The sequence below is a fragment of the Rhodoferax sp. GW822-FHT02A01 genome, from assembly GCF_038784515.1.
GTDB lineage: Bacteria > Pseudomonadota > Gammaproteobacteria > Burkholderiales > Burkholderiaceae_C > Allorhodoferax.
This window is the reverse complement of record NZ_CP152376.1, coordinates 567,484-591,214: the sequence shown is the minus strand read 5'-3', so window position 1 is coordinate 591,214 and position 23,731 is coordinate 567,484. Positions and strand designations below refer to the sequence as shown.

Annotated in this window: 24 protein-coding genes; 15 read left to right on the top strand and 9 right to left on the bottom strand. The window is 61.5% G+C overall.

Annotation, left to right across the window (positions count from 1 at the left end; all coding sequences use genetic code 11):
• The first annotated feature begins 52 nt into the window (after positions 1 to 52).
• The 9 genes from argS to AAGF34_RS02690 all read left to right on the top strand — a co-directional run bounded on the left by argS (position 53) and on the right by AAGF34_RS02690 (position 8,968).
• Positions 53 to 1,738, top strand: a complete 1,686-nt coding sequence (gene argS / locus AAGF34_RS02730) for an arginine--tRNA ligase (RefSeq protein ID WP_342619100.1) — start codon at positions 53 to 55, stop codon at positions 1,736 to 1,738.
• Positions 1,739 to 1,761: 23 nt separating this feature from the next.
• Positions 1,762 to 2,427, top strand: coding sequence for an SPOR domain-containing protein (locus tag AAGF34_RS02725; protein WP_342619099.1), 666 nt, complete (start codon positions 1,762 to 1,764; stop codon positions 2,425 to 2,427).
• Between the two features lie 71 nt (positions 2,428 to 2,498).
• Positions 2,499 to 3,152 carry a thiol:disulfide interchange protein DsbA/DsbL gene (locus tag AAGF34_RS02720; protein WP_342619098.1) on the top strand — a complete coding sequence of 218 codons (654 nt, stop codon included), beginning with the start codon at positions 2,499 to 2,501 and terminating at the stop codon, positions 3,150 to 3,152.
• 96 nt (positions 3,153 to 3,248) lie between these two features.
• The gene (locus tag AAGF34_RS02715) at positions 3,249 to 4,178 is read left to right on the top strand and encodes an exopolyphosphatase (protein WP_342619097.1); all 930 of its coding nucleotides are present in this window, start codon (positions 3,249 to 3,251) and stop codon (positions 4,176 to 4,178) included.
• A 108-nt stretch (positions 4,179 to 4,286) separates the two neighbouring features.
• The gene (gene lptA / locus AAGF34_RS02710) at positions 4,287 to 4,907 is read left to right on the top strand and encodes a lipopolysaccharide transport periplasmic protein LptA (RefSeq protein WP_342619096.1); all 621 of its coding nucleotides are present in this window, start codon (positions 4,287 to 4,289) and stop codon (positions 4,905 to 4,907) included.
• Positions 4,904 to 5,659, top strand: a complete 756-nt coding sequence (gene lptB, locus AAGF34_RS02705) for an LPS export ABC transporter ATP-binding protein (RefSeq protein ID WP_342619095.1) — start codon at positions 4,904 to 4,906, stop codon at positions 5,657 to 5,659. The genes lptA and lptB overlap by 4 nt, the downstream gene beginning before the upstream one ends.
• A complete protein-coding gene (gene rpoN / locus AAGF34_RS02700; protein WP_342619094.1) occupies positions 5,659 to 7,254 on the top strand; it encodes an RNA polymerase factor sigma-54 in 1,596 nt (531 codons plus the stop codon). Before lptB ends, rpoN begins: the two co-directional genes overlap by 1 nt.
• The gene (locus AAGF34_RS02695; protein WP_342619093.1) at positions 7,251 to 8,522 is read left to right on the top strand and encodes a class I SAM-dependent RNA methyltransferase; all 1,272 of its coding nucleotides are present in this window, start codon (positions 7,251 to 7,253) and stop codon (positions 8,520 to 8,522) included. Before rpoN ends, AAGF34_RS02695 begins: the two co-directional genes overlap by 4 nt.
• The gene (locus tag AAGF34_RS02690; protein WP_342619092.1) at positions 8,522 to 8,968 is read left to right on the top strand and encodes a putative toxin-antitoxin system toxin component, PIN family; all 447 of its coding nucleotides are present in this window, start codon (positions 8,522 to 8,524) and stop codon (positions 8,966 to 8,968) included. The genes AAGF34_RS02695 and AAGF34_RS02690 overlap by 1 nt, the downstream gene beginning before the upstream one ends.
• Here AAGF34_RS02690 and AAGF34_RS02685 read toward each other — a convergent pair.
• Positions 8,928 to 10,577 (bottom strand): FMN-binding glutamate synthase family protein, encoded by a 1,650-nt coding sequence (locus AAGF34_RS02685; protein ID WP_342619091.1) that lies wholly within the window; start codon positions 10,575 to 10,577, stop codon positions 8,928 to 8,930. The genes AAGF34_RS02690 and AAGF34_RS02685 overlap by 41 nt on opposite strands.
• A 53-nt stretch (positions 10,578 to 10,630) precedes the next feature.
• On the opposite strand from AAGF34_RS02685, the gene AAGF34_RS02680 reads away from it, so the two are divergent.
• Both AAGF34_RS02680 and AAGF34_RS02675 read left to right on the top strand, forming a co-directional pair.
• A complete protein-coding gene (locus AAGF34_RS02680; RefSeq protein WP_342619090.1) occupies positions 10,631 to 11,473 on the top strand; it encodes a UPF0149 family protein in 843 nt (280 codons plus the stop codon).
• A 27-nt stretch (positions 11,474 to 11,500) separates the two neighbouring features.
• A complete protein-coding gene (locus AAGF34_RS02675) occupies positions 11,501 to 12,106 on the top strand; it encodes a thioredoxin fold domain-containing protein (RefSeq protein ID WP_342619089.1) in 606 nt (201 codons plus the stop codon).
• A gap of 258 nt (positions 12,107 to 12,364) precedes the next feature.
• On the opposite strand, the gene AAGF34_RS02670 is transcribed toward AAGF34_RS02675, so the two are convergent.
• The 4 genes from AAGF34_RS02670 to AAGF34_RS02655 form a co-directional block, all read right to left on the bottom strand.
• Entirely contained in the window at positions 12,365 to 13,891 is a 1,527-nt protein-coding gene (locus AAGF34_RS02670; RefSeq protein ID WP_342619088.1) for a porin, read from the bottom strand.
• Between the two features lie 340 nt (positions 13,892 to 14,231).
• Positions 14,232 to 15,560 carry a TRAP transporter large permease subunit gene (locus AAGF34_RS02665; RefSeq protein ID WP_342619087.1) on the bottom strand — a complete coding sequence of 443 codons (1,329 nt, stop codon included), beginning with the start codon at positions 15,558 to 15,560 and terminating at the stop codon, positions 14,232 to 14,234.
• Positions 15,557 to 16,189, bottom strand: a complete 633-nt coding sequence (locus tag AAGF34_RS02660) for a TRAP transporter small permease (protein ID WP_342619086.1) — start codon at positions 16,187 to 16,189, stop codon at positions 15,557 to 15,559. The genes AAGF34_RS02665 and AAGF34_RS02660 overlap by 4 nt, the downstream gene beginning before the upstream one ends.
• A 6-nt stretch (positions 16,190 to 16,195) precedes the next feature.
• On the bottom strand, positions 16,196 to 17,215 hold the full coding sequence (locus AAGF34_RS02655) for a TRAP transporter substrate-binding protein (protein WP_342619085.1): 1,020 nt from the start codon (positions 17,213 to 17,215) through the stop codon (positions 16,196 to 16,198).
• Positions 17,216 to 17,386: 171 nt separating this feature from the next.
• Here AAGF34_RS02655 and AAGF34_RS02650 point away from each other — a divergent pair, with 171 nt between their 5' ends.
• Both AAGF34_RS02650 and AAGF34_RS02645 read left to right on the top strand, forming a co-directional pair.
• Positions 17,387 to 19,393 (top strand): PAS domain S-box protein, encoded by a 2,007-nt coding sequence (locus tag AAGF34_RS02650; RefSeq protein WP_342619084.1) that lies wholly within the window; start codon positions 17,387 to 17,389, stop codon positions 19,391 to 19,393.
• Positions 19,394 to 19,402: 9 nt separating this feature from the next.
• Positions 19,403 to 20,023 carry a response regulator gene (locus AAGF34_RS02645; protein ID WP_342619083.1) on the top strand — a complete coding sequence of 207 codons (621 nt, stop codon included), beginning with the start codon at positions 19,403 to 19,405 and terminating at the stop codon, positions 20,021 to 20,023.
• Positions 20,024 to 20,034: 11 nt separating this feature from the next.
• Here AAGF34_RS02645 and AAGF34_RS02640 read toward each other — a convergent pair whose 3' ends face one another.
• From AAGF34_RS02640 to AAGF34_RS02625, 4 genes are all read right to left on the bottom strand, one after another.
• Complete coding sequence (locus AAGF34_RS02640; protein ID WP_342619082.1) at positions 20,035 to 20,640, bottom strand: LysE/ArgO family amino acid transporter; 606 nt, start codon at positions 20,638 to 20,640, stop codon at positions 20,035 to 20,037.
• Positions 20,640 to 21,122 (bottom strand): CinA family protein, encoded by a 483-nt coding sequence (locus AAGF34_RS02635; RefSeq protein ID WP_342619081.1) that lies wholly within the window; start codon positions 21,120 to 21,122, stop codon positions 20,640 to 20,642. Before AAGF34_RS02635 ends, AAGF34_RS02640 begins: the two co-directional genes overlap by 1 nt.
• Positions 21,122 to 21,640: a phosphatidylglycerophosphatase A gene (locus tag AAGF34_RS02630; protein WP_342621019.1), complete on the bottom strand. Its 519-nt coding sequence runs from the start codon at positions 21,638 to 21,640 to the stop codon at positions 21,122 to 21,124. Before AAGF34_RS02630 ends, AAGF34_RS02635 begins: the two co-directional genes overlap by 1 nt.
• Before the next feature lie 112 nt (positions 21,641 to 21,752).
• Positions 21,753 to 22,658: a LysR family transcriptional regulator gene (locus AAGF34_RS02625; RefSeq protein ID WP_342619080.1), complete on the bottom strand. Its 906-nt coding sequence runs from the start codon at positions 22,656 to 22,658 to the stop codon at positions 21,753 to 21,755.
• Between the two features lie 128 nt (positions 22,659 to 22,786).
• On the opposite strand from AAGF34_RS02625, the gene AAGF34_RS02620 reads away from it, so the two are divergent.
• Both AAGF34_RS02620 and AAGF34_RS02615 read left to right on the top strand, forming a co-directional pair.
• Positions 22,787 to 23,179 carry a 4-oxalocrotonate tautomerase gene (locus tag AAGF34_RS02620; protein ID WP_342619079.1) on the top strand — a complete coding sequence of 131 codons (393 nt, stop codon included), beginning with the start codon at positions 22,787 to 22,789 and terminating at the stop codon, positions 23,177 to 23,179.
• Between the two features lie 60 nt (positions 23,180 to 23,239).
• On the top strand, positions 23,240 to 23,617 hold the full coding sequence (locus AAGF34_RS02615) for a VOC family protein (RefSeq protein WP_342619078.1): 378 nt from the start codon (positions 23,240 to 23,242) through the stop codon (positions 23,615 to 23,617).
• The last annotated feature ends 114 nt before the right edge of the window (positions 23,618 to 23,731 follow it).

The following is a 23,731-nucleotide window of genomic DNA, read 5'->3' as shown; positions in this document are numbered from 1 at the left end:
CCGTTGACCAGCAAAACACGGATAAAAAGCCCCCCGCTTAAAATCAGCGGCTATGTTGTCTGTAAAAAACGAACTCTTGCTGGCGCTTTCCGCCTGTCTTGAAAACCTCTCTGCTGGCGCTGGTGCCAAAGCAGCCTTTGAATCCCCCAAAGTGGCGGCCCATGGCGACTTTGCCACCACGGCGGCCATGCAACTGGCCAAACCGCTCAAGCGCAATCCGCGCCAACTGGCCGAAGACCTGTGTGCTGCACTGCGCGCCCAACCGGCTTTTGAGCGCTGGGTGGATGCGGTGGAGATCGCCGGGCCGGGCTTTATCAATATCCGCCTCAAGCCTGCTGCCAAGCAGGAAGTAGTGCGCGAGGTACTGGGCCAGGGCCAGCAGTTTGGCAAGCAGTCGTCCAACGGCCAGCGCATGCTGGTGGAATTTGTGTCCGCCAACCCCACGGGCCCGTTGCACGTGGGTCATGGCCGTCAGGCCGCGCTGGGCGATGCCATTTGCAACCTGTTCGACACCCAGGGCTGGGATGTCTACCGCGAGTTTTATTACAACGACGCAGGCGTGCAGATCAACACCCTGGCCGCCAGCACACATTTGCGTGCGCAGGGTTTCAAGCCTGGTGACGCCGAGTGGCCCAGTGGAGAGAATGCCGCAGCCTACAACGGTGATTACATTGCCGATATTGCAGCAGACTTTCTGGCGGGCAAGACCGTTCAGTCCGACGACCGCAGCTTCACCGCCAGCGGCGATGTGAACGATGTGGACGGCATGCGCCAGTTTGCCGTGGCCTATCTGCGCCATGAGCAGGATCTGGATTTGCAGGCCTTTGCGGTCCGTTTTGACAACTATTACCTGGAAAGCAGCCTCTATACCAGTGGCCGTGTGGACGCCGCTGTGAAGAAATTGCAGGAAGCTGGCAAGACCTACGAGAAGGACGGCGCGCTGTGGCTCAAGTCCACCGATTACGGGGACGACAAGGACCGGGTGATGCGCAAGCAGGACGGTAGCTACACCTACTTTGTGCCGGATGTGGCCTACCACATCGCCAAGTGGGAGCGCGGCTTTACCAAGGTCGTCAACATCCAGGGCACCGACCACCACGGCACCATTGCCCGCGTGCGCGCCGGTCTGCAGGCCGCCAATGTCGGCATTCCCCAGGGCTACCCGGACTATGTCTTGCACACCATGGTGCGGGTGGTCCGTGGTGGCGAGGAAGTCAAGATATCCAAGCGCGCCGGCAGCTATGTGACGCTGCGTGACCTGATTGAATGGACCAGCAAGGATGCGGTGCGCTTCTTCCTGCTTAGCCGCAAGCCGGACACCGAGTACACCTTTGACGTGGACCTGGCGGTACAGAAGAACAACGACAACCCGGTCTATTACGTGCAGTACGCCCATGCACGCATTTGCTCGGTTCTGGCGACTTGGGGCGGTGATCGGGCCAGCCTGGCGCAGGTGGATTTGTCGGCCCTGACCAGCCCGCAGGCCCAGGCGCTGATGCTGCTGCTGGCCAAGTACCCCGAAATGCTCACTGCGGCGGCCGTGGACTTTGCCCCGCACGACGTCACGTTCTACCTGCGCGAGCTGGCCGCCTGCTACCACAGCTATTACGATGCCGAGCGCATCCTGGTGGATGACGAAGCCGTCAAGCTGGCTCGACTGGCGCTCGTGGCCGCAACCGCACAGGTGTTGCACAATGGACTGGCTGTGCTGGGCGTGAGCGCTCCACAGAAGATGTAATTTCTTTCAAGAGACTCAAAGGCATGAAGCAACAGCGCGGCGGAACCATTCTGGGTTTCATTATTGGTGTGGTGGTGGGCCTGGCAGTGGCTCTGGGTGTGGCTGTGTACGTCACCAAAGTGCCCGTTCCCTTCATGAACAAGGGCCAGACCCGCAGTGCCGACCAGGATGCGGAAGAGGCCAAGAAGAACAAGGACTGGGACCCCAACGCGCCCTTGTATGGCAAGAACCCAGTCAAGCCGCCGCAGCCCGCGGCTTCAGGCCCCGTCACGCCGGCGGCTCCGGTCGCCAGTGCCCCTGCAGCACCGACCAAACCCGAAGCCAAGGCGCCGGATGCCAAAGCCAGCGATGCCAAGGCCGCAGATGCCAAGAAGCCCGAAGCCAAGGCCGCGGCTTCAGCAGACCCGATCGGTGAATTGGCCAAGGCCAAGACTGCGGCAGCGGATGCCGAGCCCTTTGTTTATTGGGTGCAGGTGGGCGCCTACCGCACGGCAGAAGATGCAGAGAGCCAGCGTGCCAAGCTGTCGCTCAGCGGCATCGAAACCAAGATTTCGGAGCGTGAGCAGTCCGGGCGCACGGTGTACCGCGTGCGGGTGGGGCCTTTCGATAAGAAGGAAGATGGAGAGAAGACCAAGGAAAAGCTGGACAAGGCGGGTCTGGATACCGCCCTGGTCCGGGTGCAGCGTTAACGCTTCTTTACCTGGGTGAGATAACCTTTGTCTGATGGACAGACCATAGATTCGAACAAGACTGGAGTGATATGAAACGTCGTGATTTTTCCCTGCTGGCCGGCGGTGCTGCCGTGGCTTCAACCACCCTGTGGAGTGCCGCGGCCCACGCCGACGCTGCCAAGCCCGAGGCTGGGACGGACTACCTGGTGGTGGACCCGCGCGCACCGGTAGAGGCGCCTGCAGGCAAGATAGAAGTGGTGGAATTCTTCTGGTACAGCTGCCCGCACTGCAACGCGTTCGAGCCCATGCTGGAAGGCTGGATCAAGCAGCTGCCAAAGGATGTGGCCTTTCGCCGCGTGCCCGTGGCATTCCGCGATGACTTTGTGCCGCAGCAGCGCCTGTTCTACGCCCTGGACGCCATGGGCCTGGTGGACAAGCTGCATGCCAAGGTCTTTGCTGCCATCCACGTGGAAAAGCAGGATTTATCCAAGGCGCCTGCCATTCTGGCGTGGGTGGGCAAGCAGGGTGTGGACGTTGCCAAGTTCACCGAACAATTCAACTCCTTCAGCGTTGCCGCCAAGGCAAGCAAGGGAACGCAATTGCAGAACAGCTACAAGGTCGAAGGCGTGCCCGCGCTGGGTGTGGCCGGCCGTTTTTACGTGGACGGTTCTCTGGCCAAGGGCATGGACAAGGCTATCAAGGTCGTTGAAGCCCTGGCTGCGACAGTGCGCAGCGGCAAATAGGAAAACCCTGAGGCCGGGTCCACGGTCGCGGGTGACAAGTGACGTATCCCCGAACTAGAATGATTGCAATATCAATCACTCAGCGGGGCATACGCCATGTCGGATTCCAAGTTCAGGCTTATTACAAGAAGTGACTTTGACGGCCTGGTATGCGCCGTCTTGCTCAAAGAGCTGAACCTGATTGATGACATCAAGTTCGTCCATCCCAAGGATATGCAGGATGGCAAGATCGAGGTCACCAGCCGCGATATCACCACCAATCTCCCCTACGTCCCGGGGGTGCACCTGTCGTTTGACCACCATGCGTCAGAGACCTTGCGCAACGATGTTGCCGCCAACCATGTGATCCACCCGGATGCGCCATCGGCTGCGCGGGTGGTGTTTGAACATTACGGTGGCACCGCCCAGTTTGGCGCGCGCTTCAATGAAATGATGGAGGCCGTCGACAAGGGTGACTCCGCGCAGTTCAGTGTTGATGAAATCCTCAACCCCACTGGCTGGGTGCTGCTGAATTACCTGATGGATTCGCGTACCGGCCTGGGCCGTTTCCGCGAATTCCGGGTCAGCAACTACCAGCTGATGATGGATCTGATCGACTACTGCCGCACCCATGGCATTGACGACATACTGAAGCTGCCCGACGTGATGGAGCGGGTGGAGTTGTATTTCGAGCATGCCCAGAAGGCCAAAGCCCAGCTGCAGCTGTGTTCCACGGTCCACAACAACGTGGTGGTGTTGGACCTGCGCCACGAAGACACCATCTACGCGGTGAACCGCTTCATGGTGTATGCGCTGTTTCCCCAGGCCAACGTGTCCATCCATGTGATGTGGGGCGTGCAAAAGCAAAACACCGTCTGCGCGGTGGGCAAATCCATCACCAACCGGACCTCGCGCATCAATATCGGTGCCTTGATGCTGGTGTACGGTGGGGGTGGCCATGAAAATGCTGGAACCTGCCAGGTACCCAATGAGCGGGCCGACACGGTGGTCAAAGAGCTGGTTTCCCGCATCAACACCGTAGGTTGAACTTCTGCGGGTAATCCCGCACACACGATTCAATTTTCGTCAAGGCATAAAACATGCCATGCGCTCGCTACAATGGCCGTGCGCACTGTGTGCAAGTTTCGTGCCTTTATGAAAAAACACATTCTTTTCTCGTTGGTGATTGCTACGCTGCTGTTTGCAGCCGGTGGCGTGCGCGCCGAAAAAGCCGACCAGAAAAAGCCCATGAACATCGAGGCCGACGCGCTGCGCTATGACGACCTCAAGCAGGTCAGCGTATTCACCGGCAAGGTTGTGCTGACCAAGGGAACCATCGTGATCCGCGCAGATCGGCTGGATGTGCGCCAGGATCCTGACGGATATCAATTTGGCGTTGCCACCGGTTCCGCAGACAAGCTGGCCTTCTACCGGCAGAAGCGCGAAGCCTTGGACGAGTTCATCGAGGGGGAGGGCGAAACCATCACCTATGACGGCAAGGCCGATACCGTGACCTTCACCGGCAAGGCGCAGTTGCGCCGACTGCGTGGCGCCACGTTGGCCGATGAAATCACCGGCGGTGTCATCGTTTATGAAAATCTCACCGACCTGTTTACGGTCGATGGTGCCGCCAACACCAAGGGACCGACAGGCGCCCTGGGAACCGGTCGCGTGCGGGTCATGCTGACCCCCAAGCCCGAAGCCAGTGCTCCGGCGCCTGCCGCAACCCCGTTGCCGCTCAAACCATCCGCGACCCTGGGGGGGGCCGCCAAGTGAGTGGTTTTGCTGCGGGGAACTTGACGGCGCAACATCTGCAAAAGTCCTATGGCAAGCGCCAGGTGGTCAAGGACGTGTCTCTGACCGTGCGTACGGGCGAAGTGGTGGGCCTGCTGGGTCCCAACGGCGCTGGCAAGACCACCTCGTTTTACATCATCGTGGGACTGCTACGGGCCAGTGGAGGAGACATCTCCATCGACGGCAATTCGATCGAGTCCATGCCCATACACCGGCGCGCGCGTCTGGGGCTGGGCTACCTGCCGCAGGAAGCCTCGATTTTTCGCAAGCTCAATGTGGAAGACAACGTGCGCGCCGTGCTGGAACTGCAGCGCGACGAAGACGGCACTCCATTGCGCAGCGCGGAGATCGAGAAGCGGCTGACCAATCTGCTGCAGGAATTGCGGGTCGAGCACTTGCGCGAGTCTCCGGCGCTGGCCTTGTCGGGCGGTGAGCGGCGGCGCGTGGAGATTGCCCGCGCTTTGGCTACCGGGCCGCGTTTCATCCTGCTGGACGAGCCGTTTGCCGGCATCGACCCGATTGCGGTGATCGAGATCCAGCGCATCATCAACTTCCTCAAGGCGCGCGGCATCGGGGTGCTCATCACCGACCACAATGTGCGCGAGACCCTGGGCATTTGCGACCACGCCTACATCATCAGTGATGGCCGCGTGCTGGCCGAAGGCACGCCTTCGGAAATTGTTGACAACCCCGAGGTACGCCGCGTGTACCTGGGTGAAAACTTCAAGATGTAATGAAGCAAGGTCTCTCATTACGCGTCTCCCAGCATCTGGCGCTCACGCCCCAGTTGCAGCAGTCGATCCGTCTTCTGCAGCTCTCCACGCTCGAACTGAGCCAGGAAGTGGAGCAGATGCTGGACGAGAACCCTTTTCTGGAACTGGGTGAGGACCATGCCGAGCGGGAAGAGTTCGGCATCGCACAGGCGGATACGCCGGTCAGTGAAGGCGACAAGGATGTGGAGTTTTCCGCCACCATGCCCGACCTGGGCAGCAGCACCGTGGCCTCCACCAGCAGTGATGAAGACAACAGTCCCCTGAGCGGGGACGAAGGCATCGACTGGGAAGGCGACGGCACCACCGAAATGACCCCGGACGACGGCGAGTGGGGCGTCGAGGCCAAGGCCAGTACCAATAACCTCACTGGCGACGAAGACAAGGACGCCACCGAGCTGGCCCGCACGCAGGAGAGCTTGCAGGCCTTCCTGCATCGGCAGACACTGGGTTTGCGCCTGAGCGCCGAAGACGCTGCCGCGCTGCGTTTCCTGATCGAGTCGCTCAACGATGACGGCTATCTGGAAGAGCCGCTCGAGGACCTGGCCCGCACCTTGAACCCGCAGGATGAAGAGCAGTTGTACGACCTGGTGCACCATTTCTCGGTAGCCCTGGGACTGCTGCAAAGCCTGGAGCCGGTTGGCGTCGGTGCCCGCAATTTGAGCGAGTGCCTCAGTCTGCAATTGAAAGCTCTGCTGCGCAATCCGGACCTGGAAGACGAAGAGCGCGAGCAACTGGAAGTGGCCCTGCGCATTTGCCAGCAGCCCATGGAATTGCTGGCGCGCCGTGACATCAAGCGGCTGGTGCAATTGGGCGTGGGCAGCGATGCCCTGGTGCGCGAGGCCATAGCGCAGATTGCGCGGCTGGAACCCAAGCCGGGGCGGCGCTTTATCGACGTGGAGCGCAACATCGTGGTGCCCGACGTGCTGGTGGTGCCGGTGACCAACGCCAACAAGGCGGCTGCACCCAAGTTCCGCGTCATGCTCAATCCCGATGTGATGCCGCGCCTCAAGGTGCATGACATCTACGCCAATGTGCTGCGCAACCACCGCGGTGGCAAGGACAGCGCCAGCCACGCCGCGCTGCAGCAACGGCTGCAGGAGGCGCGTTGGTTCATCAAGAACATCCAGCAGCGCTTTGACACCATCCTGCGCGTGAGCACGGCGATTGTGGAGCGGCAGAAGAGCTTCTTCACCCATGGCGAATTGGCCATGCGCCCGCTGGTGCTGCGTGAGATCGCCGACGAACTGGGCTTGCACGAGTCCACCATCAGCCGCGTGACCACCGCCAAGTACATGGCAACGCCTTTTGGCACCTTTGAGCTGAAGTACTTCTTCGGCTCCGGCCTGGGCACTGAGTCCGGCGGCAATGCGTCCAGCACCGCGGTGCGTGCACTCATCAAGCAGTTCATCAGCGCCGAAAGTGCCAAGAAGCCGCTGTCAGACAACCAGATATCCGAGATGCTCAAGGAGCAGGGTATTGAATGTGCCCGGCGCACTGTGGCCAAATACCGCGAGGGGCTGAAGATCGCCCCCGCATCCCTGCGCAAGGCGCTATGAACCAACTGCAACTCTTTCTTCCCTGCGCCGCCGGTGTGGAGGATTACCTCGCGCCCGAAATCCTGCGCATCACCGGCCTGCCGCCCGGTTGCATCACCAAGCAGCGTGGCGGTGTGGCCGTGCGCACATCGTTCACGGACGCCATGCGCCTGAACCTGTACTGCCGCCTGGCACAGCGTGTGCTGGTGCTGGTGTCGTACACCGAATACCGCAACGAGCAGGACCTGTACCGCGCCGCCATGGCGGTGCCGTGGGAGCGCTGGTTCACACCGCGCGAGACCATCAAGATCGAGGTCACCGCCCAGCACAGCCCATTGACGTCGCTGAACTTTGCAGCACTCAAGGTCAAGGATGCCGTCTGCGACCGCTTCCGCGAGACTTCGGGGGGCGTGCGTCCTGATGTCAACACACAGTGGCCCGATGTGCGCATCTATGCCCACCTCACCACTGACAGCTGCTCGCTCTACATTGACACGTCCGGTGAGCCATTGTTCAAGCGGGGCTGGCGCGAGGACAAGGGCGATGCGCCGTTGAAAGAGACCTTGGCAGCCGCCATGATCGCCGCCAGCGGCTGGGCCGATGGTGACGACGACCTGATGCCCTTGTACGACCCCTGCTGCGGCAGCGGCACCATTGCCATCGAAGCCGCGCAGATTGCCTGCAATATTGCGGCGGGCTCGTTGCGCCGCTTTGCCTTCGAGAAGTTTGTGCCCTTCCAGCCCAAGGTCTGGCAGGCCATGAAGCAGGAAGCGGCTGACGCCGTGGTCAAGCCCGAGCCCGGCCAGAAAGCTCTGATCTACGGCAGCGATGTGTCGCACCGCATGGTCGACTTCGCGCAGCGCAACGCGGAGCGCGCGGGCGTGGCCGATGTCATCGAGTTCCGTGGTGGTGACGCCCTGCAGCGCATGCCACCCATCGAAGGCGGTGGCGTCATGCTGCTGAACCCACCCTACGGCGAGCGCATCGGCATTGGCGGTGTGGCCGGTGAGGGCGTGCAGGCCCGCTATGGCGCCCGCGAACTGGCCGAGACCGAAGACGGTGTGGCCTTCTTCACCCAATTGGCCAGCCACTGGAAGAAAAACTTCTCCGGCTGGACTGCCTGGATGCTCACGCCAGACCTCAAGCTGCCTGGCAAGATGCGCCTGAAAGAGTCACGCCGCGTGCCGATGTGGAATGGCCCGCTGGAATGCCGGCTGTTCAAGTTCGACATGGTGGCCGGACGCATGGCCAAGGACAAAGGTTCAACGGACAAACCGGCGGCCAAGTGATGCGCGTCGTTCTGGACACCAACATCGTTCTGGACCTGTTTGTCTTTGCCGACCCGGCAACTCCGCTGCTGCTGGAGGCTTTGCAGTCCCAGCAGTTGGCCTGGATTGCCACCCAGCCCATGCGCGACGAGCTGGAGCGTGTGCTGGCCTACACGCACATCGTTCCACGCCTGCAGTTTTACCAGCGCACGGCGCAGACCGTTCTGGACCACTTTGACCGGATGGCGCAGATCGTGGAGGTGGCAGTGAAGGCCCGCATGGTGTGCAAGGACGCCGACGATCAGAAGTTCATCGATCTGGCGGTCGCGCACCAAAGCCTGCTGCTGAGCAAGGACAACGCCGTGCTCAGCATGGCCAAACGCCTGCGGCCCTTGGGCGTGCAGACGGCATCCACCCTGGACGCGCTCAGGCTGCAACCAGCTGCGCATCTCCTCCCTGCAACATGAAACTCTCGGCCGCTGCGCGCGGCCAGGTCATGCGGTAAATCAGAGGCAGCGCCTGCAGGTCACTTTGCAGTAGCGCACGATCGGGCAACTGGGTGAGTATGAGCTGCGCCAGCGAGCGTACCTTCTGGTCGGTGGAGCGGCGCACGATGTGGTGTGCGGTGATCTGGTTGGGATGCTCGATGCCGGCAGCCTGTACCAGCTCCTTGAGCGCATGCAGTGTCTGCTGGTGGAAGTTGTAAACCCGTGTGGCCTTGTCCTCCACCACCAGCGACTTCTGTCGCTGCGGGTCTTGCGTGGCAACGCCGGTGGGGCACATGCCGGTGTGGCAGGTCTGGGCCTGCAGGCAGCCCAGCGCAAACATGAAACCGCGCGCGCTGTTGCACCAGTCGGCTCCCAGCGCCATCAGGCGGGCAATGTCAAAGGCGCTGGTGACCTTGCCTGCCGCGCCCAGTTTGACTTGGTCGCGCAGGCCCACGCCGCGCAGCGTGTTGTGCACCAGCAGCAGGCCTTCCTGCAAGGGCGAGCCCACATGGTCGGTGAATTCCACGGGGGCTGCGCCGGTGCCGCCCTCGGCCCCGTCGACCACGATGAAGTCCGGCGTGATGCCGGTGACCAGCATGGCCTTGACCATGGCAAACCACTCCCACGGATGGCCTATGCACAGCTTGAAGCCAGTGGGCTTGCCGCCCGAGAGCGTGCGCAGTTTTTCGACGAAATGCATCATCTCCACCGGCGTGGAAAAGGCGCTATGCGACGAGGGAGAGATGCAGTCCACGCCCTGCGGTATGCCGCGTGCGGCGGCAATTTCCGCGGTTACCTTGGAGCCGGGCAGCATGCCGCCGTGCCCTGGCTTGGCACCTTGGCTGAGCTTGATCTCTATCATCTTCACCTGTGGTTGCGTGGCGTTGGCGGCGAACTTGTCGGCGTTGAAAGTACCGTCTTCGTTGCGGCAACCGAAGTAGCCCGAGGCAATCTCCCAGATCAAGTCCCCTCCATGCACGCGGTGGTGTGCGGAGATCGACCCTTCGCCGGTGTCATGCGCAAAGTTGCCGCGCTTGGCGCCCGCATTGAGTGACAGGATCGCATTGGCACTGAGCGCACCAAAGCTCATGGCAGAGATGTTGAACACGCTGATGCTGTAGGGGTACGGTCGCTGCCCACCCACCATCACGCGAAAGTCGTGCGAATGCAAGGTGGTGGGGGATACCGAATGGTTGATCCATTCATAGCCTTCGGCATGCACGTCCAACTGGGTGCCAAAAGGCCGCTTGTCTACCGCGTCCTTGGCGCGCTGGTACACCAGGGAGCGTTGTGCACGCGAGAAGGGTGCGGCATCGTTGTCACCCTCAAAGAAATACTGACGGATTTCGGGCCGTACCGACTCCAGCATAAAGCGGATGTGGCCGGTGACCGGATAGTTGCGCAGAATGGAGCGCTTGGTCTGGCTCAGGTCATGGATGCCCACAATCACCAGTGCGGCAAGCAGGGCCACCACCGTTGCGCCCGAACCGACCACCAGCAGCCAGAGCAGGCTGAACACGAGACCCAGACAGCACAGCGCAAAAACCAGATAGCGCGCGGGAATTATTTTGTTGATGTTGTCAAGCATGCGGGGACTCCTTGGGGGCGACAATAGCAGCCACGACCTGATTTGCACACCCCATGAATACCCATACATCCGGCCAGACACCTGACCTGGCACCCGCGGCCCAAGCAGTCGCCCTCAGCCCTGAAGAGTTCGACGAAATCGACGCCATCCTGGACGACCTGCGCCAACGCTTTGAGGAAACTCCGCAGTGGGAGTTCTGCGAAGGCTTCATGGCCGCGCTGATCGTCAGTCGGCGCGCCATTCCCCTGCAGGAATACCTGCCGGTACTGCTGGACACTGACGATACCGACGTGGCTGCCAGCGCTGGTGCCGAGGTAGGTGGCGGCACGTTTGCAGACGCAGCGCAGTACGCCCGCTTCATGGAGCTCTGGCAGCGCCGCTGGAGTGAGATTGAGCAAAGTCTGGCGGTGGAAGTGAAAAGCCTGGACGATGAGCGCGCCTACCACCCCGAAGTGATGGACGTGCGCGGCGCCGTGGCCGCACTGCCTGAGGCCGAGCGTGCCCAAATGGCGGACGAGGCGCTACCATCCTTTGCCCAGGTGTGGGCCGTCGGCTTCATGTACGCCGTGGAGAACTGGCCAGACGAATGGCAGCCGCCGCGTGACAAGGAAGCCCGCAAGTGGCTGGACGACGCGCTGCAGCGCATGGTGGCCCTGACCGAAGACGACACCGACGAACCTACCCTGTCCGTGTTTGATGACGAAGGCGTACCTACTGTCAGCGTGAACCGGTTTAACGCATTTGCCGATGCGGTGTGGGCGGTGTATGACCTGCGCGAACTGTGGCGCAATATCGGGCCGCGCGTGGAGACTGTCCACAAAGAAGCCGAGCCGGGCCGCAATGATCCCTGTTATTGCGGCAGCGGCAAGAAGTACAAGAAATGCCACGGGGCCTGATCCCGATCTACCCTGCGACAATTGGCCATGGCACAGCGTTTCAATCCCTTGTTTCGGGCGCATTTGCGCTATGCGCTGTGCAGCATGGTGGTGGCACTGGCCGCGTGCAATGAAGCCACACCTCCGGCCCCGCCACCGCCTGCCCTGAAGAAGCCCCAGCAGCAGTATGAAGCGCTGAAGGCTTCGGCCAAGGGCATTGCCACCGGGCCCGCCACATCCGACTACACGGTGTATGTGATGTTCGACCCGCAATGCCAACATTGCGCCCGGCTGTGGGAGGAGGCGCAGGCATTGCAGGCAACCGTGCGGTTCGTCTGGGTGCCGGTGACCATCATGGACGTGCGCAGCGCGGCCATCAGCGCCGCGTTGCTGGGTTCAGCCTCCGCGCAGGAAGACCTGCGTCGACAGGAGAAGGCGGTTCTGCAGCGCACCGAAGGCATCAAAGGTATGGACCCGGTGCCGCCCTATCTGGACTCGGTCGTCAAGGCCAATACCGATCTGATCAACCGCTTCCGGGTGCTGGGTGTGCCCTATGTGGTGGCCCGCAACCAGACCACCTCCGAATACGTGTCGCACGAAGGCGTGATGTCGCGCGAAATGCTCCAGCGCTTCCTGGGGTTAGGCAGCCGCTGAGGTTTGTCGATAGCGCGGTACATATACTTTCGCCAGCGCGTAGATTGCATTCATTAGCCAGTTTGTATTCACTGTTCGTTTGCGGTGGCAAAAGCTCAGCGGATAGACCGTATACCCGCGGGTGCACAGCAAGCAGTCTCGCACCCTGATGCGTAACTCTGCCGCTTGAACACCGGTCAAGAAAGTACGGATAAGCGCCACATCTGCTTGTAAAGCGATAGGTCAAATGCGGCGCTTATTTCATCAAGGGATGCCGTGTCAGAAAATGTATTTCATCCCAACACTCACGCCCTCAACGTGCCCCCCTCCATAACAGTGACCGCTACCATCCAATGCACCAGAAGCATCATGACAATCTGTGGTGACAGCACGACCGCCGGCGCCCAAGTCGTAATGTGCAGCGTCGTGATTGATGGTCAAGGCATAGTCAGCATAGTAGGTCAGGCTCTTATCCACTTGATGTTTCCACGCCAAGGTGTACAGGTCTGCTGCATTGTCAAGATTTGCTGCTGGCCCCGCAGTGTTGTGTACCCCGGGGTCTCCTGGCGTTACGTTGGCGTGCGCCCAGCCGAAATGCAAGCTGTCCTTGTCGCCAATTTCCTGGCTGATCGCAACCCAGGTTCCACTTCGGCTCCGTTCGTTGTAGTACACCAGATCATCAGAGACGCGTCTGTTCATAACCTCATATATGCCACTGACTGTAGTGCGGGTTGAATCAAACTTGTATTGAATACCGATCTTCGCTGCGGTTTCATCACCTATGTCGTTAGCGTCTCCGTTGTCACTTACCCGGTTTACCTGTTGATGCACTTCATACGCAGCAACGGCATACAAGCCGGCGTTGCGATAAGCCAAACTCACGCTGTAGGCGTTGCCGTAAGAGCCGTCTTGGCAGGCTGTCCCTCCGCCGCTGCTAGGCACATTTCCCCCAGTACAGTCCGAGGAACCGGAAGCAATATTGCTGTTATCCGTTGCCCTGTTTTGCCCTGGTGCAGCAAGGGCATTGATCGTGATGCCATTCATATTGGGGGACTCATACCAGATTGCATGATCCAGACGGGTGCCAAATTCAACCCGGTTGTCTCCCCCTGTATTTCCCATGATCACCGAGTAGTCACCCAGCATTCCGGAGAACGGGTTCATGTTGGCGGTGGATGTCTTATAGGGCGCGTCAGTTTTACCAATTTTCAGTGCCCCCCAATGGGGCGACATCAGTCCAATATAGCTATTGCGCGATGTCAACGCACCTTTCACAACGTCACTGGTATTGCTGTTCGTGTTGGTTGTTCCTGAAGTAGCAGCGACATCTATTTGGGTTTCAAGTTGCCAGACAAATTCAGGCGCTGAATCACCCAAGGCTTGATGCCCTCTGAGTCCAATACTGGACAGGTTGGTAGAGATAGCCGGCATCCATCCCATATTTCCGACCGGTGTATCGCCATTTCCGGCAACCTTGTTCGATATACCTTTGGTCGTGCTATCAACCGAAAGATCCAGGTTGCCGTATACGGTTACCTCTCCACCGTGCGTCAAAAACGTAACACCTTCGCCAGATTTTCGCTCCAGGTATTCGTGCGCTTTTGCAGGAGCGGCGGATTCACTTGGCTGCTGTGTTTTCGGGGCCAACTGGGACCTGATGCTCTGGATTTCGTTCTGCAATTCGTCTATACGTCGTAGCAAGTCTAGATTGGTCTGTTGCGCAAATGCTGACGCACTGAAGCATGTACCGGACGCGGCTACAACCCATGCAAAATGGTTGAAAGACTTCCTTAATTTGGGGTTCAATTTTGTCTCCTGAATTATTTAAAGGCGGATCGTGCAATGCTGGATTGCGCTCGCATTGGATGCCCTACCTGTCAGTGAGACGCATGACCACGGTCAAGTTTTTAATGTCTTAACAATACTTTGCAATTCGCCCTTGGGGCGAAATGAGTTCCGAATTTCCAGTTTGTACCCACTGGTCGTTTATGGCGGCGATAGATCACGGCCATGGTTGTCGGAATTTTCGAGGCATCAACGATGCGTGCTGGAGAGCAACCAATACACCGGCGCTGAACGCAACTCAAACAAGAAAAAAACCCGCCAGGGCGCGAGGCCGTGGCGGGTTGATGCAGGGGCAGCTTCTTCAGTTGACCATGCCCATCAGGTGCGGGAACCACAAGGTCAGTCCCGGCCAGAAGGTCACCACCAGCAGGAAGCAGATCATGGTCAGCAGCCATGGCCATACCGCCACGGTGAGCTCGGTGATCCCCATCTTGGTAATGCCCGACGACACGTAGAGGTTGAGCCCCACCGGTGGGTGGCACAGTCCGACTTCCATGTTCACCGCCATCAGGATGCCGAAGTGCACCGGGTGCACACCCATCTTCACCGCCACCGGGAACAGAATGGGCGCCATGATCAGCACGATCGCAGCCGGGTCCATGAAGTTGCCGGCAGCCAGCAGGATGAAGTTCACCAGCAGCAGGAAGGCAATCAGGCCAAAGCCCTGGCTGGTCATCCACGCAGCCATGGTCTGCGGAATCTGCTCGGACGTCATCAGGAACGAGAACAGCACCGCATTGGTCACGATGTACAGAAGCATGGAGCTCATGGCCGCAGCGCTCAGCAGCGACTTGGGCACATCGCGCAGCTTCAGGTCCTTGTAGACGAACACGGAGATGAAGAACGCATACACCGCAGCCATCGCAGCTGCCTCGGTGGGCGTGAACTTGCCGCTGTAGATGCCGCCAATCACCACCACGATGAGCAGCAGGCCCCACATGCTTTCACGGAATGCCTTGTAGCGCTCACCCCAGGTCGCCTTGGGCATGCGGGGGTAGTCGTACTTCTTGGCGCGCCACCAGGTGGTCAGGCCCAGCAGGAACGACAGGCACAGCCCCGGCACGATACCGGCAATGAACAGCTGCCCCACGGACGCAGAGCCCACTGGCTGGCCGTCCGGGCCCAGCGCATTCATGCCCGCCGTGGCAATGGCGTACATCACCAGGTTGATGGAGGGCGGGAACAGAATGCCCAGGGCGCCCGAGGTGGTGATTACGCCTGCACCAAACTGCTTTGGGTAACCCTGTTTGACCATGGCCGGCAGCATGATGGAGCCCACCGCCACCACGGTAGCTACCGAGGAGCCGGAGATGGCTGCAAACAGCGCGCACGCCAGAACCCCTGCCAGACCCATGCCGCCGTACCAGTGGCCGATCATGGAGGTGCAGAAGTTGATCATGCGCTTGGCCACGCCACCGTGCGTCAGGAAGTTACCCGCCAGGATGAAGAACGGAATCGCCATGATCTCGAACTTCTCGATGCCGGTGAACAGCTTGAGCGCCACCGATTCGATGGGCACATCGGTCAGCGTGAACAGGAAAGTCAGAACCGTCAGGCCCAGCGAGATCGAGATCGGCATGCCGGTCAGCATCAAGAGGACCAGCAATGTGAAGATGATGAGCGTGTTCATTTGCGGTCACCTCCGGCCGGTTCGAAGTCGGCGTCTTCAATGGCCGCGTCATCCACACCTGCCACATGGTGTTGGGCGTGGGGCACTTCGCCAGTTTTCAGGAAGATCCAGGCCACCTGCAGAAAGCGGAAGCACATCAGGTAGGAACCCAACGGTACGCAGGAATAGGCAATCCATGTGGGAATTTCCAGGTCCGGCGAAGTGGGGCCTTCCGGCACATCGGCCACGTCCCAACCCATGAAGTGGAAGTAGGCGTAGTGGAAGCCGTTTTCCCAGACAAAGCGTGCGCCCAGGGTGCCCACGGTGCCGGTGAATACGGCGCCTGCGAGCAGCCCGAACAGCACCAGCCATTTGGCCTTGTCAGCCGAGAGCTTGCGCACCAGCACGTCCACGCCCACGTGGGTACCGTTGCGCACGCCATAGGCCGCGCCGAACTTGGCCATCCACACGAACATGTAGATGCACAGCTCCTGTGCCCAGCTCACGTCCATGCGCACGGCGTAGTCCTGTATGACCGGGACGCCGGAGAGAAAGCGGTGCAGCACGGCCATGAAGATGACCAGTGTTGCCGCACCGATGAGGAAGGTGATCAGCCATTCCTCCAGGTGGTTGAGGATCTTGTTGAACATGCCGGATTACTTCACGGGAACAAATCCGGCGGCCTTGTACGCAGCTTCGATGGTGGCCTTGCCCACGCGGCCTTCCATGTCGTGGTGCACCGGCATCAGGGCCTTCTTCCATTCCAGGGTTTCGGCCGGGGTCAGGGTGTAGACGGTGGACTTGCCGCTGGCCTTGATCTTGTCTAGGGCCTGTGCGTTTTCGGTGGCGGCAATGGCGTTGGCGTAGGTGGTGGAGTCCTTGATGGAGCTTTCCAGCGCGGTGCGGATATCAGCCGGCAGGCCGTCCCAGAACTTCTTGTTCACGATCACGGCGTAGGCCAGGTGACCGTGGTTGGAGATGGTCATGTGCTTCTGCACTTCGTAGGTCTTCTGGGTGTAGAAGTTGGAGGCCACGCCTTCGGTGCCATCCACCACGCCGGATTGCAGCGCTTGGTACAGCTCGCTGAAAGCCATCACCTGTGGAATGGCGCCCAGTGCGCGCATTTCAGCGTCCAGCACCTTGGAGCTCTGGATGCGCATCTTCAGGCCTTTGAAGTCTTCCACTTTGTGCAATGGCTTGTTGGCACTCATCTGGTGGAAGCCGTTGTCCCAGTACGCCAGACCCTTGATGCCCTTGGGTTCGAGCTTCTTGAACAGTTCGGCGCCCAGCGGGCCTTCGGTAATGCCACGGAAGGCTGCGTCGTCCTTGAACAGGAAGGGCAGGTCAAACACTTCAAATTCTTTCACGCCCAGGGGGCCGAACTTGGCCAGCGAGGGGGCCAGCATCTGCACGGAGCCCAGTTGCAGGGCTTCCATTTCTTCCTTGTCCTTGTAGAGCTGGCTGTTGGGGTAGACCTCCACCTTCACGCGGCCGCCGGTACGTTGCTCGGCCAGTTCCTTGAAGCGCAGGGCGCCCTTGCCTTTGGGGGTATCGGGTGCCACGACGTGGCTGAACTTGATGACGATGGGGGCTTGCGCCAGGGCGGCCACACTGGTCAGTGCGGTGCAGGCCAGCAATGCGGCCTGGACGAGGGTACGGCGGGTGAAGTGGGTCATGGGGAATGCTCCGTTGTAGATTTGGGTGGCGCGAGTGTGCTGTACGTCGTCCGGTGGCGCGATTGTGGTTTTCCACATTTATTCATTTTTGGCGTTCAAACCAAGGGTAAACCCTTGGGTTTGGGTGGGGTGCTGCAGCACATTCGACCCGTCGGAAGCTAGACTGCGGCCATGCTTGCGACCCACAGCATCCCCCTGGAACTCGCCTCCGATGCGCGCTGGAGGCGTGTGCGGCGCAGCCTGTGGTTGCTGCCGCTGCTGGCATCCCTGCTGTTTGTATCTGGCGTGCTGGCCTGGGCCTACAAGACCGACCGTGAAGACCATGAAGAGCGCCGTGCCACCATGATCGCGGACGCCTTGAGTACCGAAGCCCAGCTGCGTGATCGCCTGGCGGCGGAGATGGTGCACCTGCAGGCCCTGGCGCGCCAGTTACCCACGCTGCCGCGCAATGCCGCGGGCCTGGCGGGCAATGCGGAAGTGAGTGAAGGTCTGCATCGCCTGTGGCTGAGCGTGACCTGGCTGGATGCACAGAACCGCATCATTGCCAATGTGCCCGAACAGCCCCCCCTGGTCAGCACCCGTGTGGGTGAACTGGGTGAGGAGCCCGGTATCTCGGCACACCTGAACCTGAATGCCGGTGACGAGAAGCTGGTGCTGCGATATTCCCCGGCGCTGCTGCTGCGCAAAGGCATCCCCTGGTGGGTGACGCGCAAATACGATGTGCAACTGATTGACTCCAACGAGCAGGTTATCGCCTCAGTGGACCAGACGCCCCTGCGTACCGATACCCAGGAGCGTGAGACCTATATGGTCTCCGTAGGCAGCGACATGCCGGGCGCCTATCTGGAGCTGGCCTTGCGCGAAGCACCGCGCCCCATTCTGCGGGTGGTGCCGCTGGTGCTGATTGGTGGCTTTCTTGCGCTCATGGTGGTGGCAACCTTCTTGCTGCGTCGCCAGGTGGCGCGTATTTCGCTCGCCGAGAATGCCTGGCGGACCGAGGCCGCCTGGCGCCAGGCCATGGAGGATTCGGCGCTGGTGGGCTTGCGTGCCAGGGACGCCGATGGGCGCATCCTGTATGTGAACCGGACCTTCTGCAATATGGTGGGCCTGCGTGCCGACCAGTTGGTGGGGCTCAGCCCGCCCATGCCCTACTGGCCGCCGGAAGCACTGGACGAGGTCATGCTGCGCCACAAGCGCAATCTGGAGGGCAAGGCGCCGCGCGATGGGTACGAGGCCCTGTGGTGCCACCAGGACGGTCGGCGCATCAACGTCATGGTGTTCGAGTCGCCCTTGATTGATGCGCGGGGCCAGCAGATTGGCTGGATGGGCTCCATCATCGACATCTCCGCGCGCAAGAAACTGGAAGAACGCGAGCGCCACCAGGCCGAGGCCATGGCGCACCAGTCGCGCCTGACCACGCTGGGCGAAGTGGCCTCCGCGCTGGCACACCAGCTCAACCAGCCGCTCACGGTAATCATGGGCTACAACGCCGGCCTGCAGCGCATGCTGGCCGATGCGGGCTATGACAACCAGGCGGTGCTCAATGCCCTGGCGCAGCAGGGCGCGCAGGCGGCTGAGGCCGGGCGCATCGTGCAGCGCATCCGCGAATTCCTGACCCGGCGCGCACCTCAGCGCGAGGCTTGCGACCTTGGCACCATGGCGCACCGCGCGGCGGAGCTGCTGCAGCGCGATGTGCGTGCCGCCCAGGTGCAGCTGCAATGGGATATGGCCGCAGACCTGCCACAGGTCTTTGCCGACCCGATCCTGATGGAGCAGGTGCTGATCAACCTGATACGCAACGCCTGCGATGCCATGCAGGCGGCGCCTGTGCAATCCGCAGGTCGCCGCATCCGTCTGGCCGCCCAGCGCAGCGGCGAGCGGTTTGTGCGCATGGACGTGGAAGACAACGGGCCAGGCCTGCATGGCTTGAGTGTGGAGCAGTTGAGCGCGCCGTTCTTCTCCACCAAGTCGGACGGCATGGGCATGGGGCTAGCGATCTGCCGCTCCGTGGTCGAGGTACACCACGGCGGCATGGATGCGGGCATCAGCAGCCTGGGCGGAGCACGTTTCTCCTTCACGCTGCCGGTGTTTGACGCACGCCTGCAAGGACACAGCCCGGAGCAGGCCAACGAGCTGGCAGACGAAGACGCCCGCGCAACCATGGAAATCGATGTGTGAGAACCGAGCATGACCCAGGCCCCTGACGTGGTCGCTGTGCATCTGGTGGATGACGAAGCCACCGTGCGCGCAGCGCTGGAATTCCTTTTTGCATCGCATGGCCTTGCGGTGCGCAGCTATGACAGTGGCGTGGCCCTGCTGGACCATCTGAACCGGGGCCATACGCTGCGCGGCTGCGTGCTGCTGGACGTGCGCATGGAGCCTCTGTCGGGCTTGCAGGTACACGACGAACTGGTGGCGCGTGGCATCCAGGTGCCGGTGATCTTCCTGACCGGGCACGGTGACATCCGCATGGCAGTCGGGGCCTTGAAGAAAGGTGCGTTCGACTTTGTGGAAAAGCCCTTTGGCGATGCAGCCTTGGTGGAGCGGGTGCGCGACGCACTGCAGGCCGACGCACAGCAACAGCAGCGGCGTGCCAACGGCGATTCGCGCGGCGAACTGCTGGCCGGGCTCACACAACGGGAGCAGGACGTGATGGTGCGCGTGGCCGCAGGCAAGCTTAACAAGGTCATAGCCGACGAGATGAACGTCTCCATGCGCACGGTGGAGGTGTACCGCGCCCGCGTGTACGCCAAACTGGGTGTGCGTTCGTCGGCCGAGCTGGCCACCCTGCTGGCTCGCAGCGAATAGCTGCGACCGTCCTACAGGCCGAGTGCCAAGCTGGTGGCCAGCGCCAGCATGACCAGCGCAATCACGCTGTCCAGCACGCGCCAGGCGTTGTCCTTCTCGAACCAGGGTGCCAGCAGGCGTGCACCAAAGCCCAGGGCGCTGAACCACAGCACGCTGCCCAGCATGGCGCCGGCGGCAAACCACCAGCGGCCATCCCCGCGCTGCGTGGCCACGGCGCCCAACAGCACCACCGTGTCCAGGTACACATGGGGGTTGAGAAAGGTGAAGGCAAAACAGGCGGCCAGCGCCGCGCGCAGGCTGCCCGGGCCGCTGCCTTCCACATGCAGGTGTCCACCCATCCAGGCCCGACGTGCTGCCAGCAGTCCGTAGCAGCCCAGAAACAGCGCGCCGCCGTAGCGTGTGCCCTGCATGAGCAGTTCATTGCCGCGCAGTACCGCACCGGCACCGCCCACGCCGGCAGCAATCAGCAGCGCGTCGGACAAAGCGCAGAACAGCACCAGTGGCAGCACGTGTTCCTGCTTGAGCCCGCTGCGCAACACAAAGGCATTTTGCGAGCCGATGGCCACGATCAGTGCCAGCCCGGTAGCCAGCCCGGCGCCCATATCCATCAGCATCATCAGCCCTTCAACAGTGTGACTAGGCGCTGCAGCGCGTGCAGCACCGTTGCGCTGCGCACGGCTGCGCGGTCGCCGTCGAAGTGCATCACTTCGGACGTGATGCTGCCGGCCACGTTCCAGGCAAACCACACCGTGCCCACTGGCTTGGCAGCACTGCCGCCAGAGGGGCCGGCAACTCCGGTGACGGCCACGGCCACCTGGGTGCGTGCACGTTCTGCCGCTCCCCGGACCATGGAGCGGGCAACGCCCTCACTCACCGCACCTTGGGTGGCAATGAGCTGCGCGTCCACGCCCAGCATCTCGGTCTTGGCTGCGTTGGAGTACGTGACGTAGCCGCGTTCAAACCACAGGCTGGAGCCTGCCAGATCGGTGCAGGCCGCGGCAATCATGCCGCCGGTGCAGCTTTCGGCGGTGGCGAGTGTGAATTGGCGCTGCAGCAGCTGGCTGGCCAGTTGTGCGCAAAGGTTCTGCGTGTTGGCCATCAGATGAATTTCCACAGTGCAATGGTCAGCAGGGTGCAGCCCGCAGCCACCAGATCGTCCAGCATGATGCCGGCGCCAGCCTTGACCCAGGCATTGCGGTCGGTCAGCGGGTCCACGCCGTGGAACAGGGCGTCGGCCCAGCCCACCGGGCCTGGCTTGGCCGCGTCAAAGAATCGAAACAGCGCAAATGCCACGCACTGGGCCAGCAGGCCCGCGGGCATCACCAGCCACAGCACCAGCCAGAATGCCGCAACCTCGTCCCACACCACGCTGCCGGGGTCGAGCACGCCCATGTGCCGCGCCGTCACGCTGCAGGCCCACCAGCCTATGGGCAGCGACGCGGCGATCAACAGTCCCCAGCCCGCCTCGCCCAGCCAGTGGGAAAGCACCACATACGCTGCCCAGGCCCACAGCGTGCCGGCAGTGCCCGGCGCCACGCGCGACAGCCCGGAGCCAAAACCCAGCGCGATCCAGTGCGCCGGATGGGCGCGTAGAAAGCGTGCGGTGGGTCGGGTCATGGGAGCAGCGCCTGGAGTGGCGTGGGTTTCTGCACTGGAAGAAATGCCATCAGCCACTTCGGTGGCGCTTACATCGATGGTGAGGGGGGTGTTGGGATCCTGCATGAGGGGATTATCCGAGTGCGCCGATCCACGCAGACCAATAATCGATGCAGGCCCGTATTTTGGGGAGCCGCTGGCGCCCCTGTTGCATGACGGCGTAGATGGGAAAGCGCGGGCTGCTGAAGTAGCCGGGCAGCACCTGCACCAGGCTGCCGGCCTGCACCAACGGGCGTGCCATCAGATCGTTCAGCCGCCCAATGCCCACGCCCTGGACGACCAGGCTCATCATCAGGGCGCTGTTGTCGGTGCGCGTGTGGCCATAAACCGGAATTTCACCGGCGTCGGACCGGGTCCATTGGTTCATCCAAGGTGACACGCTGCTGCCGATCAAATGGTGGCGCTCCAGTTCGTCGGGATGCTGCGGTGTGCCCTTTTGCGCCAGATAGGAGGGTGCTGCATACAGGCTGCGGCCATGCTCCCCGACCTTGCGTGCCACCAGGCTGTCCTGGCCCGCGCTGCCGGTGCGAAACGCAATGTCGATGCCGTCACGCACCATGTCCACCATCCGGTCATCGGCCTGTATTTCGATGTGCAAATCCGGATGCAGCTGGTACAGCCCTGCCAGGCTGGGGGCAATGACGCAATGCGCCAGCAGCGGGCTGACCGCCACGCGAACCCATCCGTTGGGCCCGCTGAGCTTGCCGCTGAGTTGGCTGTCCAGATCAGCCGACAGGTCCAGCATGCGCCTGCCGTAGTCCAGCAGGGTGTCGCCTTCATCCGTCAGGCTCAGTCCATGGGTACTGCGGTGTAGCAGGCGCATGCCGCAACTGGCTTCCAGTCGCTTGAGTGAGCGCGTGACCTGGCTTACCGGAATGTTGCGCTCCCTGGCGGCGGCAGACAGCGTGCCCAGCTCCGCAATGCGGGTGAAAAGGGCGATGTCATCCAGGCGGGCGGGCATGGCTGGATTGTGGGGCATTCAGGACTTGTTTTGCAAATAGTGCAACACCCATTTGGTTTTTTCGGTGTTTTCATAGGTTGGTACTTTCGATAAAGTGAAATCCAAGGGGCCAACCCCTGTGTCTTTTCAAACCACCGAGGATTTCTATGCCCACACTTGTTGTCACCTTGTCCCACCAACCACCACCGGAGCGCTATGCCCTGTTGGCCGACGCCCTGACCCGCATTACCGCGCAAACGCTGGAAAAGCGCGCCGAGGTCACTGCCGTCGCGATTGATGTGTTGCCCCCGGGGCGCTGGTTTGTGGGCGGTCGTGAACCAGCCCGGCCAACTGTCCTGCTGGAGATCAACGTGACACGGGGCACCAACTCCGACCACCAGAAGGCTGCGTTCGTACAAGCGGCCTATGCCGAGCTCGCATCCCAGCTGGGTGCAGCTGCAGGCATCGAGCTGGCGAGCTATGTGGTGGTGAATGAAGTGGATGCCGCCAACTGGGGCTATGGCGGGCGCACGCAGCAGGACCGGCACAAACCCTCCTGACACCACGTTGTCAGGAGGGGTGGCGCACGATGGCGGCCTCTCTTACTCAAAGGACTCTTCATGAAAAACGCCATCAGCTGGTTTGAAATTCCCACCACACAACTGGATCAGGCACAGGCCTTCTATGAGGCCGCGCTGGGTAGGCCCATGCGTCGGGAGGCCATGGGCCCATCGCAAGGCGCCGTGTTCGCGTATGCACACGAGCAGGACGGCGTCGGTGGCGCACTCATGATGGGCCCCACCGCGCCGCAGCCATCTGGCACGGGTACCCTGGTGTATCTGGATGCATCTCCCGCACTCGACGCCGCATTGCAGCGGGTAGTGGAGCAGGGTGGCCGCATCGCATTGCCGCGCCAGGCCCTTCCGCCGGGGATGGGCTACTTTGCCCACTTCATCGATCTGGACGGCAACCGCCTGGGCCTGCACGCGCTGGACTGAGACCGCCGACCATGGCATGCGGCGGATAGCCAACGCCCTGCAGGCAGACATGCACGCATTGGCGCTGCAGTGAGGATGCCAAGTAACATGCCGTTTCCCCGGCTGAATACCCAA

Excerpts from the sequence above, each read along its gene's own strand:
- argS (WP_342619100.1), top strand. The coding sequence starts at position 53 with ATGTTGTCTGTAAAAAACGAACTCTTGCTGGCGCTTTCCGCCTGTCTT.
- AAGF34_RS02725 (WP_342619099.1), top strand. The coding sequence starts at position 1,762 with ATGAAGCAACAGCGCGGCGGAACCATTCTGGGTTTCATTATTGGTGTG.
- AAGF34_RS02720 (WP_342619098.1), top strand. The coding sequence starts at position 2,499 with ATGAAACGTCGTGATTTTTCCCTGCTGGCCGGCGGTGCTGCCGTGGCT.
- AAGF34_RS02715 (WP_342619097.1), top strand. The coding sequence starts at position 3,249 with ATGTCGGATTCCAAGTTCAGGCTTATTACAAGAAGTGACTTTGACGGC.
- lptA (WP_342619096.1), top strand. The coding sequence starts at position 4,287 with ATGAAAAAACACATTCTTTTCTCGTTGGTGATTGCTACGCTGCTGTTT.
- rpoN (WP_342619094.1), top strand. The coding sequence starts at position 5,659 with ATGAAGCAAGGTCTCTCATTACGCGTCTCCCAGCATCTGGCGCTCACG.
- AAGF34_RS02695 (WP_342619093.1), top strand. The coding sequence starts at position 7,251 with ATGAACCAACTGCAACTCTTTCTTCCCTGCGCCGCCGGTGTGGAGGAT.
- AAGF34_RS02690 (WP_342619092.1), top strand. The coding sequence starts at position 8,522 with ATGCGCGTCGTTCTGGACACCAACATCGTTCTGGACCTGTTTGTCTTT.
- AAGF34_RS02685 (WP_342619091.1), bottom strand. The coding sequence starts at position 10,577 with ATGCTTGACAACATCAACAAAATAATTCCCGCGCGCTATCTGGTTTTT.
- AAGF34_RS02680 (WP_342619090.1), top strand. The coding sequence starts at position 10,631 with ATGAATACCCATACATCCGGCCAGACACCTGACCTGGCACCCGCGGCC.
- AAGF34_RS02675 (WP_342619089.1), top strand. The coding sequence starts at position 11,501 with ATGGCACAGCGTTTCAATCCCTTGTTTCGGGCGCATTTGCGCTATGCG.
- AAGF34_RS02665 (WP_342619087.1), bottom strand. The coding sequence starts at position 15,560 with ATGAACACGCTCATCATCTTCACATTGCTGGTCCTCTTGATGCTGACC.
- AAGF34_RS02660 (WP_342619086.1), bottom strand. The coding sequence starts at position 16,189 with ATGTTCAACAAGATCCTCAACCACCTGGAGGAATGGCTGATCACCTTC.
- AAGF34_RS02655 (WP_342619085.1), bottom strand. The coding sequence starts at position 17,215 with ATGACCCACTTCACCCGCCGTACCCTCGTCCAGGCCGCATTGCTGGCC.
- AAGF34_RS02650 (WP_342619084.1), top strand. The coding sequence starts at position 17,387 with ATGCTTGCGACCCACAGCATCCCCCTGGAACTCGCCTCCGATGCGCGC.
- AAGF34_RS02645 (WP_342619083.1), top strand. The coding sequence starts at position 19,403 with ATGACCCAGGCCCCTGACGTGGTCGCTGTGCATCTGGTGGATGACGAA.
- AAGF34_RS02640 (WP_342619082.1), bottom strand. The coding sequence starts at position 20,640 with ATGATGCTGATGGATATGGGCGCCGGGCTGGCTACCGGGCTGGCACTG.
- AAGF34_RS02635 (WP_342619081.1), bottom strand. The coding sequence starts at position 21,122 with ATGGCCAACACGCAGAACCTTTGCGCACAACTGGCCAGCCAGCTGCTG.
- AAGF34_RS02630 (WP_342621019.1), bottom strand. The coding sequence starts at position 21,640 with ATGACCCGACCCACCGCACGCTTTCTACGCGCCCATCCGGCGCACTGG.
- AAGF34_RS02625 (WP_342619080.1), bottom strand. The coding sequence starts at position 22,658 with ATGCCCCACAATCCAGCCATGCCCGCCCGCCTGGATGACATCGCCCTT.
- AAGF34_RS02620 (WP_342619079.1), top strand. The coding sequence starts at position 22,787 with ATGCCCACACTTGTTGTCACCTTGTCCCACCAACCACCACCGGAGCGC.
- AAGF34_RS02615 (WP_342619078.1), top strand. The coding sequence starts at position 23,240 with ATGAAAAACGCCATCAGCTGGTTTGAAATTCCCACCACACAACTGGAT.